At 63.0% G+C, this 15627-nt stretch carries 15 protein-coding genes; 10 read left to right on the forward strand and 5 right to left on the reverse strand.

Going from position 1 to position 15627, the window contains the following annotated elements; translation table 11 throughout:
• The first annotated feature begins 156 nt into the window (after positions 1 to 156).
• The 7 genes from KIO74_RS02295 (at position 157) to KIO74_RS02325 (ending at position 7748) form a co-directional block, all read left to right on the forward strand.
• The gene (locus tag KIO74_RS02295; protein WP_213330150.1) at positions 157 to 798 is read left to right on the forward strand and encodes a TetR/AcrR family transcriptional regulator; all 642 of its coding nucleotides are present in this window, start codon (positions 157 to 159) and stop codon (positions 796 to 798) included.
• Entirely contained in the window at positions 783 to 1823 is a 1041-nt protein-coding gene (locus tag KIO74_RS02300; protein ID WP_213330152.1) for an HlyD family secretion protein, read from the forward strand. The genes KIO74_RS02295 and KIO74_RS02300 overlap by 16 nt, the downstream gene beginning before the upstream one ends.
• A complete protein-coding gene (locus KIO74_RS02305) occupies positions 1820 to 2818 on the forward strand; it encodes an ABC transporter ATP-binding protein (protein ID WP_213330154.1) in 999 nt (332 codons plus the stop codon). The genes KIO74_RS02300 and KIO74_RS02305 overlap by 4 nt, the downstream gene beginning before the upstream one ends.
• Positions 2815 to 3990: an ABC transporter permease gene (locus tag KIO74_RS02310; protein WP_213330156.1), complete on the forward strand. Its 1176-nt coding sequence runs from the start codon at positions 2815 to 2817 to the stop codon at positions 3988 to 3990. The genes KIO74_RS02305 and KIO74_RS02310 overlap by 4 nt, the downstream gene beginning before the upstream one ends.
• Before the next feature lie 106 nt (positions 3991 to 4096).
• Entirely contained in the window at positions 4097 to 6307 is a 2211-nt protein-coding gene (locus tag KIO74_RS02315) for an esterase-like activity of phytase family protein (RefSeq protein WP_213330158.1), read from the forward strand.
• Between the two features lie 306 nt (positions 6308 to 6613).
• Positions 6614 to 6898, forward strand: coding sequence for an usg protein (locus tag KIO74_RS02320; RefSeq protein WP_249730830.1), 285 nt, complete (start codon positions 6614 to 6616; stop codon positions 6896 to 6898).
• Between the two features lie 253 nt (positions 6899 to 7151).
• Positions 7152 to 7748: an exopolysaccharide biosynthesis protein gene (locus tag KIO74_RS02325; protein ID WP_213330160.1), complete on the forward strand. Its 597-nt coding sequence runs from the start codon at positions 7152 to 7154 to the stop codon at positions 7746 to 7748.
• Here KIO74_RS02325 and KIO74_RS02330 read toward each other — a convergent pair.
• The 3 genes from KIO74_RS02330 to map all read right to left on the reverse strand — a co-directional run bounded on the left by KIO74_RS02330 (position 7732) and on the right by map (position 11684).
• Positions 7732 to 9936, reverse strand: a complete 2205-nt coding sequence (locus KIO74_RS02330) for a putative bifunctional diguanylate cyclase/phosphodiesterase (protein ID WP_213330162.1) — start codon at positions 9934 to 9936, stop codon at positions 7732 to 7734. The two genes, KIO74_RS02325 and KIO74_RS02330, sit on opposite strands and share 17 nt — an antisense overlap.
• Before the next feature lie 162 nt (positions 9937 to 10098).
• Positions 10099 to 10845: a RadC family protein gene (gene radC, locus KIO74_RS02335; RefSeq protein ID WP_213330164.1), complete on the reverse strand. Its 747-nt coding sequence runs from the start codon at positions 10843 to 10845 to the stop codon at positions 10099 to 10101.
• 11 nt (positions 10846 to 10856) lie between these two features.
• Positions 10857 to 11684: a type I methionyl aminopeptidase gene (gene map, locus KIO74_RS02340; protein ID WP_213330166.1), complete on the reverse strand. Its 828-nt coding sequence runs from the start codon at positions 11682 to 11684 to the stop codon at positions 10857 to 10859.
• 254 nt (positions 11685 to 11938) lie between these two features.
• On the opposite strand from map, the gene KIO74_RS02345 reads away from it, so the two are divergent.
• Positions 11939 to 12781: an FkbM family methyltransferase gene (locus tag KIO74_RS02345; protein WP_213330168.1), complete on the forward strand. Its 843-nt coding sequence runs from the start codon at positions 11939 to 11941 to the stop codon at positions 12779 to 12781.
• Positions 12782 to 12859: 78 nt separating this feature from the next.
• Here KIO74_RS02345 and KIO74_RS02350 read toward each other — a convergent pair whose 3' ends face one another.
• Positions 12860 to 13192, reverse strand: coding sequence for a hypothetical protein (locus tag KIO74_RS02350; RefSeq protein ID WP_213330169.1), 333 nt, complete (start codon positions 13190 to 13192; stop codon positions 12860 to 12862).
• 145 nt (positions 13193 to 13337) lie between these two features.
• Positions 13338 to 14048, reverse strand: a complete 711-nt coding sequence (gene sfsA, locus KIO74_RS02355) for a DNA/RNA nuclease SfsA (RefSeq protein ID WP_213330171.1) — start codon at positions 14046 to 14048, stop codon at positions 13338 to 13340.
• A gap of 184 nt (positions 14049 to 14232) precedes the next feature.
• On the opposite strand from sfsA, the gene KIO74_RS02360 reads away from it, so the two are divergent.
• Positions 14233 to 14991, forward strand: a complete 759-nt coding sequence (locus tag KIO74_RS02360) for a competence/damage-inducible protein A (protein ID WP_213330173.1) — start codon at positions 14233 to 14235, stop codon at positions 14989 to 14991.
• Positions 14992 to 15114: 123 nt separating this feature from the next.
• On the forward strand, positions 15115 to 15621 hold the full coding sequence (gene gpt, locus KIO74_RS02365; RefSeq protein ID WP_213330175.1) for a xanthine phosphoribosyltransferase: 507 nt from the start codon (positions 15115 to 15117) through the stop codon (positions 15619 to 15621).
• The last annotated feature ends 6 nt before the right edge of the window (positions 15622 to 15627 follow it).

Consider the following 15627-nt stretch of genomic DNA (forward strand, 5'->3'; position numbering starts at 1 on the left):
TATCCCGCAGGGCGGTTCCGCATGACCGTGTAAGCGTCATCTCGTCAGATCCCGGCTCAACGCTTCCGCGCAAAAATCTTCTTATCCGAAACTCTGGCAATCAGGATGGCTTGATTCTATAATGACTGACTAGTCAGTCATTGAAGAGCGCGTGCGATGGCGGAGCAGGGCGACGGCAAAGAGGGCGGGCGGCGGCGCGCCAGCGCCGATGCGCGACGCAAGAAAATTCTCGAAGCGGCGCTGAGCGTGTTCCTTGCCGAGGGTTATGTGGCCACCCGGATGGACCATGTGGCGGCGCGCGCGGGCGTCGCTAAAGGCACCATCTATGTCCATTTCGCTGACAAGGAAGCGCTGTTCCGCAGCTTGATCCACGAAGAAATCGGCCCGGTCATCGCCAGTGGCGCGACACTGGCTGCTTCCTTCGAGGGCAGCACGCGCGACCTGCTCGGGGCCTTGGCCAGCGTCCTGCAACGTGAACTCCTCGGCACCCAGCGCGCGGATATCCTGCGCCTTGTCATCAGCGAGGCGCCCCGCTTTCCATGGCTCGCCAAGTTTTACTGGCATGAGGTGGTCGAGCGCGGCATGGCGCTGATACGCGCGGTGGCCGCGCGGGGGGTGGCGCGGGGCGAACTGGCTTCGGACACGTTGCAGCGCTTCCCGCAGATTGTCGCGGCGCCGCTTCTTGTGTCGGTGATATGGCAGTCACTGTTCGAGCCCTTCGAGCCACTCGATACGGAGGCCTTCCTCAACAGTTACATCGACATGCTGATGCGGGGGCTCGCATGCGAGACAGCCTGACCGCCCTTCTTTCCGCCGCGCGCAAGAGACTTGCCGTTTGTGGCATGGCACCTCGCCTTGGCGTTTTCCTTGGCCTTGGCGTTTCCCTTGGCGTTGCCTTCAGCCTCGCAGGCTGCCAGCAGGGCGGCCCGCCGAGCTTCCAGGGCTATATGGAGGCGGATCTTCTCTTTATCGGGCCGGATGAGGCCGGGCGGCTCGTCACGCTCTCCGTGGACGAAGGGGTGAGCGTTGCCAAGGATGCGCCGCTCTTCGCGGTCGATGATCCGCTGCAGGTCGCCGCGCGCGATCAGGCCAAGGCATCGCTCCTTGAAGCGCGGGCGAGGTTGGCGCGTCTGATCGAGGCGCAGCAGAGGCCTGAGGAGATCGCCATCCTGAATGCCGCCGAGGCGCGCGTGCGCGCGGCGCTGCAACTCGCGCAGTCGGATCTCGATCGCCAACAGAAGCTCTTTGCCTCCGGCAACGCGAGCCGCGCCGCACTCGACAACGCCACGGCGCTGCGTGATCAGAATGCGGCGCAGCTTCTCGAGACCCAGCGCCAGATTAATGTGGCCGAGCTCGGCGCACGCGACGAGGACATCGAGGCCGCGCGCCACGCGGTCAGCGCGGCGGAGGCGACCTTGGCCGGCGCTGAGGAACGCCTGACGCGGCGTCAGGTCAAGGCGCCGGCAGCGGGCAGCATCCAGCAGGTCTATTACCGCGCGGGCGAGATGGTGCCGGCCGGCCGGCCGGTGGTTGCGCTGCTGCCGCCCACTAATCTGAAGATCCGCTTCTTCGTGCCCCAGGCGATGCTCCCGCGCCTCGATGTCGGCCAGACCATTTCCGTGAGCTGCGATGGCTGCGCGGACAATCTCGGCGCGCAGATTTCCTTCCTGTCGCGGCAGGCCGAATACACCCCGCCGGTGATCTATTCGCAGGAGGAGCGCATGAAACTCGTATTCATGGTGGAGGCGAAGCCCTCCGATCCGACGAAGTTCCGCGTTGGCCAGCCCGTCACGGTGACGCTGCGCGAAGGGGCGAGGCCATGAGCACAGCCGAGAGCTCCGGCACGAGCGGAGATATCGGCTCCGTCCAAGGCGCTGGCGAGGACCACGGCAACGGGCGCGCCGTCGCCATCGACGTGCAGGGCCTCACAAAGAAATTCGGCGAGCGGGTGGTGGTCCGGGATCTCTCCATGCGCGTTTATCGCGGGCAGATCTACGGCTTTCTCGGGCCGAACGGCTCCGGCAAGACGACGACGATCCGCATGCTCTGCGGGCTTCTGACGCCGGACGCCGGCTCCGGCACCTGTCTCGGCTACGACATTCTGACGGAAGCGGCCGAGATCAAGCGGCATGTGGGTTACATGACCCAGCGCTTCAGCCTCTATGAGGATCTGTCCGTCCGGGAAAACCTCGAATTCGTCGGTCGGCTCTACGGGCTCGCCAATCCGCGCGAGGCGGCCCAGGCGGCACTCGTGAGGCTCGGGCTCGAGGGACGCGGCCATCAGTTGGCCGGAACGCTGTCCGGCGGCTGGAAGCAACGGCTCGCACTCGGCGCCTGCATTCTGCCGGAACCTCAGCTCCTGCTTCTCGACGAACCGACAGCCGGTGTCGATCCCAAGGCGCGGCGTGATTTCTGGAGCCAGATCCACCAGCTGGCGAGCGATGGACTGACGGTACTCGTCTCGACCCATTACATGGACGAAGCCGAGCGCTGCCACGAGATCGCCTATATCGCCTACGGTGAACTGCTGACGCGCGGCCCGGTGGAGGACGTTATCCGCCATTCGGGCCTCGCCACATGGACAGTAACGGGCGGCGACACCTGGCGGCTTGCGGAGGAGCTCAACAGCCGCGAAGGCGTCGACATGGTCGCGCCCTTTGGCGCCAGTCTGCATGTCGCGGGGCGTGACAAGGCGAGGCTCGACGCCGCGATCGCGCCCTATCGCGACGATCCGGCGCTCAGCTGGCATGAGGATGAGCCGACCCTCGAGGATGTCTTTATCGACCTCATGAACAGGTCGAAGGACAATTTCCGATGACCGAACAGCGGGGCCTATCGGACAATGGCAAGCGCTCCCGGCGAGGCGGCTTCTTTCGGCGCGTCTGGGCGATGCTGATCAAGGAAGGGCTGCAGCTCTCGCGGGATCGCATCACCTTCGCGACGATGATCTTCATACCGCTCGTCCAGCTCGTGCTGTTCGGCTATGCGATCAACACGACGCCGCGTCATCTTCCGACGGCCGTCCTGATCCAGGACGACAGCGATGCGACCCGCGCTATCCTCGCCGCCTTCAGCAACACGGCCTATTTCAAGATCATCCGGCAAGTCCGCAGCGAGAAGGACTTCGATTTCGCGATTGCGTCCGGCGAGGTGCAGTTCGGCATCGAATTTCCAGCCGATTTCGAGCGCGCGCTACGCCGTGGCGACAAGCCGGCGCTTCTCGTCGCCGCCGATGCGACCGACCCTGTCGCGACGGGCAGCGCCATCGCCGCGCTGAACGGGATCGTCGCAAGCGCGCTGACACGTGAGCGGGGGCTGCCGCCGCGTGACGAGGCGGAGAGCGGCCCCCTGTTCGAGATCCGCGCCCATGCCCGCTATAATCCGGCGGCGGTGTCGCAGCTCAATATCGTGCCGGGCCTGCTCGGCATCATCCTCACGATGACCATGCTGATCTTCACGGCCTTGTCAGTGACACGCGAGCGGGAGCGAGGCACGATGGAATCGCTCCTCGCCATGCCGATCCGCCCGGTCGAGATCATGCTGGGCAAGATCCTGCCCTATGTGCTGATCGGCTTCGTCCAGGGCGCGATCATCATCGGCGCTGGCGCGCTGTTGTTCGGCGTGCCTATCCTTGGCAGCCTGACATTGCTGGCCGCCCTGACGACGCTGTTCATCGCGACCAACCTCGCTATCGGCTACACCTTCTCCACAGTGGCGCAGAACCAGCTCCAGGCTATCCAGATGGCCTTCATGTTCTTCCTGCCCAACATTCTCCTGTCGGGTTTCGCCTTTCCCTTCGCCGGTATGCCACGCTGGGCGCAATGGATCGGCGAGGCGCTGCCGCTGACCCATTTCCTCAGGATCACGCGCGGTATCATGCTGAAGGGCAGCGATCTCGCCACCTTGCAAGGGGATGCGCTGGCCCTCGCCCTCGCCATGGTCATCGCGATGGGCATCGCAGTCGCGCGGTTCCGACAAACACTGGATTGATCCGTCCAGAGCGCCGCGTTGTCATCCAGCCGTCACGGAACTCCAGTCGATTGCGCCTGTCCAATCGCGGCGGCACGCCGCTCTCACAATCGCCTTGGGGGACGCCATGCGTCGCATCACATCCACATACGCTCTCGCGGCGGTGCTACTCGCAAGCACATGCCTTGCCGCGGCCGCCGATCCCGTCTTCAACAGGATCGCCACATTCCCGGTCGTCGCCAATCTGCCGGCCGATCGCGACACCACCAAGCAAACGGTGGCCGAGATCGTAACGGTGTCCGAGGACGGCAACCTTCTCGTCTATACGGACTCGCCCCAGGAGGGCATCGGCTTCATCGACATCACGAACGCCTCGGCGCCGAAGCCGGCTGGTTTCGTGCCGCTCAAGGGCGAGCCGACGTCCGTCACGATCGTCGGCGGCAAGGCGCTCGTTGCCGTCGTCACCTCCACCGACAAGACCAAGCCGGCGGGCATGCTCGCCGTGGTCGACCTCGCCACGAAGGCGGTCATTGCCTCCTGCGACCTTGGTGGCCAGCCGGACTCGGTGGCAGCCAGCAAGGACAAGACGTTTCTCGCCGTCATTATCGAGAACGAGCGTGACGAGGACAAGGACAAGGGCAAGCTCCCGCAGCTCCCGGGCGGCAATCTCACCGTGTTTCCGCTCGCCGCCAATGGCGTTGATTGCGCGGGCAAGAAGGTGGTCGACCTGACAGGGCTCAGCGCGATCGCGCCGGAAGATCCCGAGCCGGAATTCGTGGACATCAACAGCCGCAACGAGGCGGTCGTCTCGCTGCAGGAAAACAACCATCTCGCGATCGTCGATCTCGCCTCGGGCAAGGTCGTGAAGCACTTTCCGGCGGGCGCCGTGACGCTCGACAAGGTCGATGCCAAGCGCGACGGTGTGATTGCCCTCAACGGACGTATCGAAAACGTCAATCGCGAGCCCGATACGGTCCACTGGATCGATGACGAGCGTTTCGTCACCTCCAATGAGGGGGACTATCAGGGCGGCTCGCGCGGCTTCACGATCTTCAATCGGGATGGCCGTGTCGAATACGACAGCGGCAATCTCCTGGAGCACCTCGCGGTGCGCCTTGGCCATTTCCCGGAGAAGCGCGCCAGCGCGAAGGGCGTGGAGCCGGAAGGCGGCGAGGTCGCGACCTTCGGTGACGACAAGCTGATCTTCATTGCCTCCGAGCGCGGTTCGGTTGTCTTCGTGTTCCGTGACAAGGGACCCGGGCAGGCGCCGGAGTATCTCCAGACCCTGCCATCGGGCGTCGGCCCCGAGGGGCTGCTCGCGATCCCCGGCCGCAACCTCTTCGTCACGGCGAATGAGGCCGACAACGTGAAGGATGGCGGGCCACGCAGCTATGTCGTGCTCTATGAGCGCGCCGACGGCACGCCGAACTATCCCACGATCGTCTCCGTGGACGACGCCAGCGGCCTGCCGTTGCCGTGGGGGGCTCTCTCTGGGCTGACGACGGACGGTGTCACGCCGGGTCGGCTTTTCTCCGTGACCGACAGCTTCTACGGCAACACGCGCATTCTCGAGATCGACGCGACCGCCAAGCCGGCGCGGATCATCAAGGCGACGCCTGTCACCCGCGACGGCAAGGCGGCGAGCTACGACGGGGAAGGCATCGCCTTCCGCCGCAACGGCGGCTTCTGGCTGGTCTCCGAGGGCAATCCCGAGAAGAAGGACAGTCCGACCGCCAACCAGCTCGTGCGTATCGCGCCGAATGGTTCGGTCGAGGAAGAGATCGCATTGCCGGAAGAGCTCGCCAAGCATGCGACCCGCTACGGCTTCGAGGGTGTCACGGTGACCGGCGAGGGCGCCGATGAGACGGTATGGATCGCCGTTCAGCGCGAATGGAAGGACGATCCGCAGGGAAAGGCGAAGATCCTCTCCTACAAGCCCGCGACGAAGACCTGGGGCGTTTTGCACTACCCCCTCCAGAGCGTTGCCAACGGTTGGGTGGGGCTGTCCGAGATCACGGCGGTCGGCGACGACACCTTCGTGGTCGTGGAGCGCGACAACCAGCTTGGCGACAAGGCCCTGAAGACGCTGCAATCCTTCTCGGTGAAGGGCCTCACCGCGGCGCCCCCGGGCGCTGGCAGCATTCCTACGGTCACCAAGAAGCAGGTGCGTGATCTGGTGCCCGATCTGGCGGCGCCGAAAGGTTATGTGCTCGACAAGGTCGAGAGCTTCGCCATCGACGCCGACGGCAACGCCTTCATCGTCACCGACAACGACGGCGTAGACGGCTCCTCGGGCGAGACCCAGTTCATCAATCTCGCACGCATCCAGATTCGCTGAGACCTGCCGCTCGATCCGTTCGGCGGATAAAGTCCAGAACGTCTTTACGAGCGCGGCCTTGGCCGCGCTCTTTCTTTTCAGCCGTTGGACAAGCTTCAGGCCAAAAAGCGGGGAACTTGTTAGCAGTGTTGCAAGTCTGCTGCTAAGGCATTGATTTAAAATAAAAACTTGATCTGCGGCACGCTGTGTGCCCATACTATAGGCGCTGGGGCGGTCTGCCTGAAACAGCGGCAGCCCTGTCCTGGCGGCAGTTCGATGCCGGGCGGCTTGCCCAGCCGGCTTCGTGTCAGGAGTGGATTGACGCGCATGTCTGCACGACCTTTCTCCATGAGGGATTTTGAGCTTCAGTTGGCCGGATATGGCCTGACGACGGCGACCATCCTTTACCGCATGCCGGATCATCAGCACCTGCTGCAGACCTTCATCTGGCAGCGCTATGATCTCGCTCCCCATTTCCCCGAGCTCCGACATTTTCTCGATTTCTGGCGCAGCAAGCTCGACGGGCCGCTGCATTCCGTCACAGTGGCGCATGCGCGGCTCTTGAAACCGGCGGAGATCCGCACGGTGGACGGCGAGTTCACGTTTCACTGAACGCGGACGCTAAGACGGGAACGGTTCCGGAAGGCTGCGCGACGGCGTGCCTTCTGGAAACGTGTGAGATCAATGATAGGGGGCGTTTCCGCGATCGTTGAGGGGCGGCAGGGGTTACATCCGGCGGGACCGTGAACTGCCCTGCGGCCAGATGCACAGGGTGGGGGAGCCCGTTCGATGGCAGATGCGACTTGGCCAAACGCTCCGCGTAGGCTAGGAAGTCTCGCGCGTTCGCATCGGTGGCCCCTTCTCAGTGTCTTCATCGACCAGCACATCTGCCATATTGCTCGAACTGGCGGCACGCCCCCACGAACGCCTCACCATAGGCGAGTTGCTGGATGCCTTGCGCCAGCAGGCCTTCGCCGCGCTGATCCTCGTGCTCGGTCTGCCCAACTGCCTGCCGATGCCCCCGCCGATCCCGCTTCTCTTCGGTTTCCTCCTGTTGTTCGTGGCGATCCAGATGGTGGTCGGCCGCAGCAAGCCCTGGCTGCCCAAGGGGGTGCTCAGCCGATCCATGGCGCGAGCGGATTTCGCGCGCGCCGTCGGCCGCGCCCTGCCGACGATGCGCAAGCTGGAGCATTGGTCACGGCCGAGGCTCACGTTCTTCGGCACATCCCTCGGCATTCGCCTTGTCGGCGCGGTCGTGCTCGTCATCTCGCTGGCGCTGCTCGTCGCCGCGCCCATCATCGGCCAGATCCCGCTCGGACTGGCGGCTTGCCTGGTCGGCCTCGGCCTCGTGGAGCGCGACGGTCTTCTGGTGATAGGCGGTACCGCTGTGGGCGCCATCGGCCTCAGCCTCAGCCTCGGCTTCGTCGTCGCCATCATCAGCGGCGTTACGGCGCTGATTTAGAGACCTGTGCGACTTTCTTGATCGAGCTCTGCTGCTCCTGCAGCACACCTGGTTGGGCGAGGAGTTCGTCGATCTTCTCGGCGGTCACCGGTTTGGAAAAGAGGTAGCCTTGCAGCTCATGACAGCCCAGCGCGCGGAGAAATTCGAGCTGTTCCTGAGTTTCAACGCCTTCCGCGGTCACCGTCAGGCCGAGCGCGCGGCCGAGATGCACGATCGAATGGATCAGGATCGCTGATTCCCCGGTTGTTTCGGCCGCTTCGAGGAAGGAGCGGTCGATCTTGATCTTGTCGAAGGCGAAGCGCCGGAGATAGATCAAGCTCGAATAGCCGGTTCCGAAATCGTCGAGCGCCAGGCGCACGCCGTGGGCACGCAGCTCGATCATTGCTTCTTCGGCGGCGTCCGCGTCCTCGACCACAACGCCTTCCGTCAGCTCAAGCTCTATGCGCGTCGGATCGATGCCGCTTTCCGTGATGATGCGCATGACATCCGAGACAAAGTCACGGTGGCGGAACTGTATCGCCGACACGTTGATCGCTATGCGGACACCCGGCCAGCGCTTGGCGTCCGCGCAGGCACGCCGAAGAACCCACTCACCAAGAGCGATGATGAGGCCCCGCTCTTCCGCGATGGCGATGAATTTCTCCGGCGTGATCAGCCCGTGCTCGCGATGCGGCCAGCGAACGAGGGCCTCCACGGCGACGACGACGTAATTGTCGATTTCAACCTGGGGCTGGTAGTGCAGAACGAGCTCGTCGTTCTCGATCGCCTTGCGCAGGTCATCCTCGACGACCTTGCGAAGGCGCAGGGCTTCATCCATCTCGCGCTCGACGAAGCTGAAACGGTTACGACCGCTGTTCTTGGCCTGATAGAGCGCTGTGCCGGCCAGCCTCAGCAGGGTCTCACGATCGGAGCCGTTCTGCGGACTGAGCACGATACCGATCGACATGCCGACTGAAACGGTGGTGTCGCCCAACTCGATCGGCTTCTTGACAGCCTCAAGGATGCGGCGGCAGAGCGCCTCCGCGTCATGGTGCGCGCTAACACCGGTCTGGATGATGGCGAATTCATCACCGCCGAGCCTGGCTAGCGTGTCAGCGCCGCGCAGGAGGTTCTGGAGCCGCTGCGCGACGACACGAATGACGTTGTCACCGACCATATGACCATAGATGTCGTTGACATCCTTGAAGCGGTCGACGTCGAGGAAGAGAACGGCGAGGCCCTCCTCGGAGCGCTGGCCGCGCGCCAGCTCCTGTTCGAGCCGCATGCTGAAGGACAGACGATTGGGCAAGCCCGACAACGTGTCCTGGCCAGCGAGGCGTCGTGACTGATCCTGCATCCGGATCTCGTTATAGGCGATGCGCCGGGCAACGAGCCAGACAACGGCGAGCGCGAGGAGCGCGATGACGCTGGCCAGCGCCATGATGACCGCGAGCCTTGGCCAGACGGCCTCGCTTGGTAAGGATGGTTTCCAGGCGAGCGACATGGAGCCGCCCAGCGACGCTTTGATCGGCAGCACCTCATGCCCCGGCGCGGGCTCACGAACCAGCGTGACCGGTGCGGTGCCCGCCGCTCGTCCGATCGCCTCTATATCTCCGATCGTGTAGCGATAGATAATGATGACCGTTTGGCCGGCCCTTTCGGCCATGGCGAAGGCCGGGCCGCGCGCGTCCTTGGCGACGAGGAGATAGACCGCGCCGTCGTGATAGACGAAGTGCTCGACTGCCTGTCCGGGGCTCGGAGGATTGGCGAAAAAGAACTGGACCAGCGCCTCGAGGCTTTCACGTCCGCCAGGGCGTTCAGAGGGCGGTGCCGAGCTAGCCGCGGCAACAGGACGAATTGAACGCGAGCCGTCCGCAATAACCAGCGCCTCGAATACACCGGATTGTCCCGTTATATCGTCCTGTTGAACGGAAGGCACGGACGCAGCGCGCGACAGGTCGGCTGAATTGAGATCGGTGGTAGCCAGTATCGTATCGAGCCGCTGCTCAACTTTTTTCTTATGGGCCGACAAGACCTCAGCGAGCCGGTGGCGATGTTCGGCGACCGACCATTCATCGATACTGTCGCTCATATAGACGAGCGCAAGCAGCATCCCCGCTATAACCGCAACGACGATCAGCGCGATTGGCCCCAAAAGACGACCGATCAAGGCCGCAGGCCGGGCGATGCGGAAGCCGGAGAACAACAAAGCGGCGATGGTCCTCGCAATCGAAATGACAGGCTAGCCCGCGACTAACAAAGCACAATGCATATTTCACAGATTGGATTGACGAGTCGTTGCTTCCGCGAACCGATTGCGAATTCTTATCAACGAAAGAGCGCGGTCAATCCATTTTCATGGTTAACGGCCTCATATTAGAGCCATTCCCCGCAGGCTGGCGTGGCCGTTTCGGCCAACAATGATGTGATCGTGCACCTCGATGCCCAAAGATTTGGCAATCGTAATGATATCCTGGGTCATCCGGATATCTGCCGTCGACGGCGTGGGGTCTCCCGAGGGATGGTTATGGACCAGAATGACGGCGCTCGCTGCGAGTTCGATGGCGCGTTTCACGACCTCGCGCGGGTAAACGGGTGTGTGATCGACCGTCCCCGATTGCTGTAACTCGTCAGCGATCAGGGAATTGCGTTTGTCGAGGAACAGGATGCGAAAATGCTCCTTATCGGCGAAGGCCATTGCTGTGCGGCAGTAGTCGAGCACCGCGCTCCACGACGCTAGGACCGGACGCTGGGCGATCTGGCCTTTGGTGAGCCGGCGTGCGGCGGCCTCGATGATCTTGAGATCAGTCACGACGCTATCGCCCACGCCGCTCACCTCGACCAGCCTTGGGGGAGGGGCGGCGAGGACCTCCGCGAAGCTGCCGAACCGCCTGAGCAGCTGCTTGGCTATTGGCTTGACGTCCCGGCGCGGGATCGAGCGGAACAGCACGAGTTCCAGCAGTTCATAGTCCGCCAGCCCCATATCCCCGGCTTCACGAAAGCGCTTCCTCAACCGCTCTCGATGATTGGCGTAGTGCGGCGCGGTATCCTCCGTGGATTTCAGCACGGATGCCTTTTCGGCTTGACCGGGGCTTTCATCCAAGTCGGACCGATCCATCGCTTTCGGCCTCACGCGGCATCAGCATAGGGAGGACAATGCAGGCCGGCCGGCGAAAGCGTGAAAATCTCGACCCCCGTCTCGGTGACGCCGACGGTATGCTCGAATTGTGCGGACAAGGAGCGGTCGCGGGTAACGGCCGTCCAGCCGTCCGACAGCACCTTCACCTGTGGGCGGCCGAGATTGATCATCGGCTCGATGGTGAAGATCATGCCAGGCTCGAGGGGCACACCCTCACCGGGGCGGCCGAAATGCAGGATGCTTGGCTGCTCATGAAATTCGAGGCCGACGCCGTGGCCGCAGAAGTCGCGCACGACAGAACAGTGCTCCGCTTCGGCGAATTCCTGGATGGCCGCGCCGATATCGCCCGTGGTCGCCCCGGGACGGACCACGCCGATGCCGCGCATCAAGGATTCATAGGTGATTTCGATGAGCCGCAGTGCGCGGCGCGGCACCTCGCCGACGGTGTACATGCGGCTGGAGTCGCCGTGCCAGCCGTCCTTGATGAAGGTGACATCGATGTTGATGATGTCACCTTCGCGTAAAGGCTTATCGTTCGGCTGCCCGTGACAGACCACATGGTTCAGCGAGGTACAGCAGGAATGTCGATAACCGCGATACATGAGCTGGGCGGGCAGGGCATCATGCGCCATGCCGAAATCGAAGACCAGCTTGTCGATCGCGTCGGTCGTGGTCCCGGGATAGACGTGCGCCGCAAGGCCATCGAGGCATTCGGCGGCGATGCGGCCGACCCGATGCATGCCTTCGAAAGCCTCGCGACCGTAGATCTTGATACCATTGCCGCGGCGCCGCACAAGCGCATCGCTGAACTCGATCATCACGCTTGCCTCAAGAAATCCAAATCAAGAAATCCAAATCAAGGAAGACCAGTTCCGAGAAGGCCAGTTCAACGAGAGCCGTTTCCAGCACGAAATACCCATTGCCGCGAGGGTGATGGCCTGCTGCCCGGCAGCCGGTGGCGTATCCTATGATCCCCCGGCTCCAACTCTAGCCCATGCCGAGATCACCGCAAGGGGCGGACGGTACATACGCCCGCTGGCGTATCGATCGCGGCCGGTGTAAGTATCCCGCCATGACGCTCGTGAACTCCGGCTCCTATGATAGCGAGCCTTTTGGAACCTTCGCACCAACCAATCCGTTGCGGTCCATCATCGCGATGACGCGCGCGATGCCTGACGTCTGGCTGCCGAAGCGCACCGCCCTCGCGCTGCGCAATATCGCGCTGCGCAGCATGGATGGACGGCCGGTGGACGTCGAGACGCTCGGCGTGCGCATGCGTCTGTTCCCGTACAACAATATTTGCGAAAAGCGCATCCTCTTCACGCCGCAGTACTTTGACGTGAAGGAGCGCGAAATCCTCGCGAGCCGCCTCAAGGGCGATTGCACCTTTATCGATATCGGCGCGAATGTCGGCGCCTACAGCCTTTTCGCCGCGGCCCAGGCCGGCCCGCGTGCCCGCATCCTCGCTATCGAGCCGCAGCCCGACATCTTTGAACGGCTTGTGGCGAACATCCGCTTCAATCCCTTCGGCACCATCAAGGCGATTGCCTGCGCGCTGGCGGACAAGTCCGGCGAGTTGACCCTGTTTCTCGACTACGAGAACCGGGGTGAATCGAGCGTCAAGATCGTCGGTTCGGAAAACACCACCGCCATTCGCGTCCCGGCGAAAACCCTGCTCGAACTCCTGCGCGAGGAGGGCTTCGAGCATCTGGACGCGGCGAAGCTCGACGTGGAGGGCGCCGAGGATCTGATCATGGAGCCATTTCTCGATCAGGCGCCGCCTTCGCTGTTCCCCAAGCTTCTGATCATCGAGGACGGGGAGGGGCGCTGGCAGACGGATTTGCCGAAGCGCCTGACTTCAAAAGGCTATCGCTTCGTGATGCGCACGCGCCTCAATCTGATTTTTGAACGATAGATGCTGTGAGTGGGGCGGCTTCCCTCAAGGCGCCGCTCCTCAGTCATCGTGCGCAAGCCAAGGCGTCAGATCCTCGCGTCAGATCTTCGGCTGGGGCTGGTTCTGGTATTTCTTGGAATCACGCGCGAGTTCCAGGCATTCCTGCAGCTCGACATAGCTCGGAGTGCCGTCGGAGCGTGTTTCCGAGAGGCAGCTGTCAACACTTCCGGTTGAGAAAGTCTTCCATTCTTTTTCGATCGCCGCGAGAGCGCTTTTTTCATCATTCATGCATTGATCGAAGGTCGTCTTGGACTGAGCGCCGAATTCCGCGGCTGCACGGCAGCTGGGCGCGGTATCGAGCGTTGGCACGGGACCTTCGGCGACCAGAAGGAGGTGCGCGCCGATGGCCAGGGCAGTCAATGGGAAAGGCATATCAACCCTCAGAAATTCGTGGTGAGGCCTGGGACTGGCGCCAGGCGCCGCATAAACTTGGCGCAAGGTGCCTGATGCCTGTGTCAATAACAACAAAGATTATGATTTTAGGTAACCGCCGCTTGTGAGGCTTATAAGGAGCGCGTCAACCGACGATCGGGACAAGTTGATCCGCCACGATCATCTCCGTGCTCAACTGGCAGGTGACGGCGTAGGCCTCGACACCACGCGCTCTGGCGCGATCAAACGCCGCCGCGTAGGTCGGGTCGATATCACTGGCGAGGGCGAAGCGGTCGGCCTGCATCTGGATGACGAACAGCATGACGGCGCGGTATCCGTCCTCCGCCATGTCGCCGAGTTCGTGCAGATGCTTCGTCCCGCGCGCGGTGACACAATCCGGGAATTCGGCGAAGCCGGACTGGCGCATCATATGGACGTTCTTGACCTCCACGTAGCAGGCTGGTCGGTCGTCATCTTCCAGAAGGATATCAATGCGGCTCGCACGGCCGTATTTCACCTCGCGGCGCAGACGCGCATAGCCTGCGAGCGGTGGAATGACGCCAGCGGTGATGGCCTCGGTGGCGAGGCTGTTCGGCAACGACGTGTTGATGCCGACGAGTTGCCCACCGGCACCGAAATCGGCCTCCACCATCTCCCAGGAATAGGCAAGCTTGCGGGCGGGATTGGAGGAAAGCGACAGCCAGACCCGGTTGCCTGGCGTTACGAGGCCGAGCATCGCTCCCGGATTGGCGCAATGGGCCGTGACGGTGCTGCCATCAGTCAATTGGATGTCGGACAGGAAGCGCTTGTACCGCGTGATCAGACGGCCTTCGACCAAGGGTGATGGAAATCGCATCAAGGCCTCGCGGGACAACCAAGGACAGGTGGGTTATCAGCGTCCGTTCCCGTTCTCAAGGCCGCTCAGTTGCCCATTCGCTGCCACGCTAAAGGTTGCGCTCTTGAGAGAGGCGGATCCAGAGAGTAGATCAACGCAACAGCGGGGTCATCGGGATGCCCTCGGTGCGCCAAGGAGAGTGAGAATGAGCGAGGCGACTGCGGTTGAGACGAGCGTGGTGACGGCGGCTCTTCTCGTCATCGGTGACGAGATTCTCTCGGGCCGCACGAAGGATAAGAATATCGGCTATATCGCCGAGTACCTCACGGCTATCGGAATCGATCTCACCGAGGTTCGTGTCGTTGCCGACAACGAAGCGTCGATCATCGAGGCGCTCAATGCGCTGCGGGGCCGCTACACTTATGTGTTCACCACCGGCGGCATCGGTCCGACGCATGACGATATCACCGCTGACAGCGTCGCCAAGGCTTTCGGCGTAGCGATCCATGAAGATCCGCGCGCGATCGCCTGTCTGCTGGAGCGCATGAAACCTGAGGACCTCAACGAGGCGCGCCGCCGCATGGCGCGGATTCCCGACGGCGCCGAGCTTGTCGCAAACCCTGTGTCCAAGGCCCCGGGATTCTGGATCGGCAATGTCATCGTGATGGCCGGCGTGCCCGCCATCATGCAGGCCATGCTCGACGAGGTGGCTCCGAAACTCGCCACCGGCCGCGTGATGCTGTCCGAGACCATCCGCGCTGAGTGCAAGGAGGGTGATGTCGCCGGGCCCCTGCGCGCGATCGCGGAACGCTATCCCGATGTGATCATCGGCAGCTATCCCTTCAACGACGAAGCGGGCTTCAAGACCAATCTCGTTGTGCGCTCGCGCGACGCAGCGCGGCTTGCCGTTGCCGCGGAGGCTGTGCGCGATATGCTGGCGACTCTTGATGTCGCGCGCCCCTGATGCGTCGTGGTCCCATGATGCGCTACGGGTTCATGGAATGGGGCGGAATACCTTCGGTCTTCGCGGAGCCGCCTAGCCAAGGCCGTTTCGTCAAAAACGGGCAGTGAACTGAAAGATAGTGTAATGGCAGGATATCCAGAAAAAGCCTTCCCCGTGTCATGGGACCAGTTCCACAGGGACGCGCGCGCTCTGGCGTGGCGCCTCCACGCGTTCGGGCCTTTCGAGGCCATGGTCTGCATCACAAGGGGGGGCCTTGTTCCCGCAGCCGTTGTGGCGCGCGAGCTGGAGATCCGCCTGATCGAGACGATCTGCGCGGCGAGCTACCACGACTACAAGAACCAGGGCGAGTTGAGGATCCTCAAGGACGTCGCGCCCGCCATCAAGGCGCTCGGCGGCGGCTCCGGCAAAGGTGTCCTCGTCATCGACGACCTGGTGGACACCGGCAAGACCGCGCGCATGGTCCGGGAGATCCTGCCGCAGGCGCATTTCGCGGCGGTTTATGCCAAACCGCAGGGTCGCCCGGCTGTCGACACCTTCATCACCGAGGTCTCGCAGGACACCTGGATTTATCTGCCGTGGGACATGGGGCTCACCTTCCAGCCGCCGATCCGCGGCGGTGCTGCGGGCTGAGCCCTC

Origin of the sequence: Chelatococcus sp. HY11 (genome assembly GCF_018398335.1) — a bacterium.
In the GTDB taxonomy this organism is placed as follows: Bacteria; Pseudomonadota; Alphaproteobacteria; order Rhizobiales; family Beijerinckiaceae; genus Chelatococcus.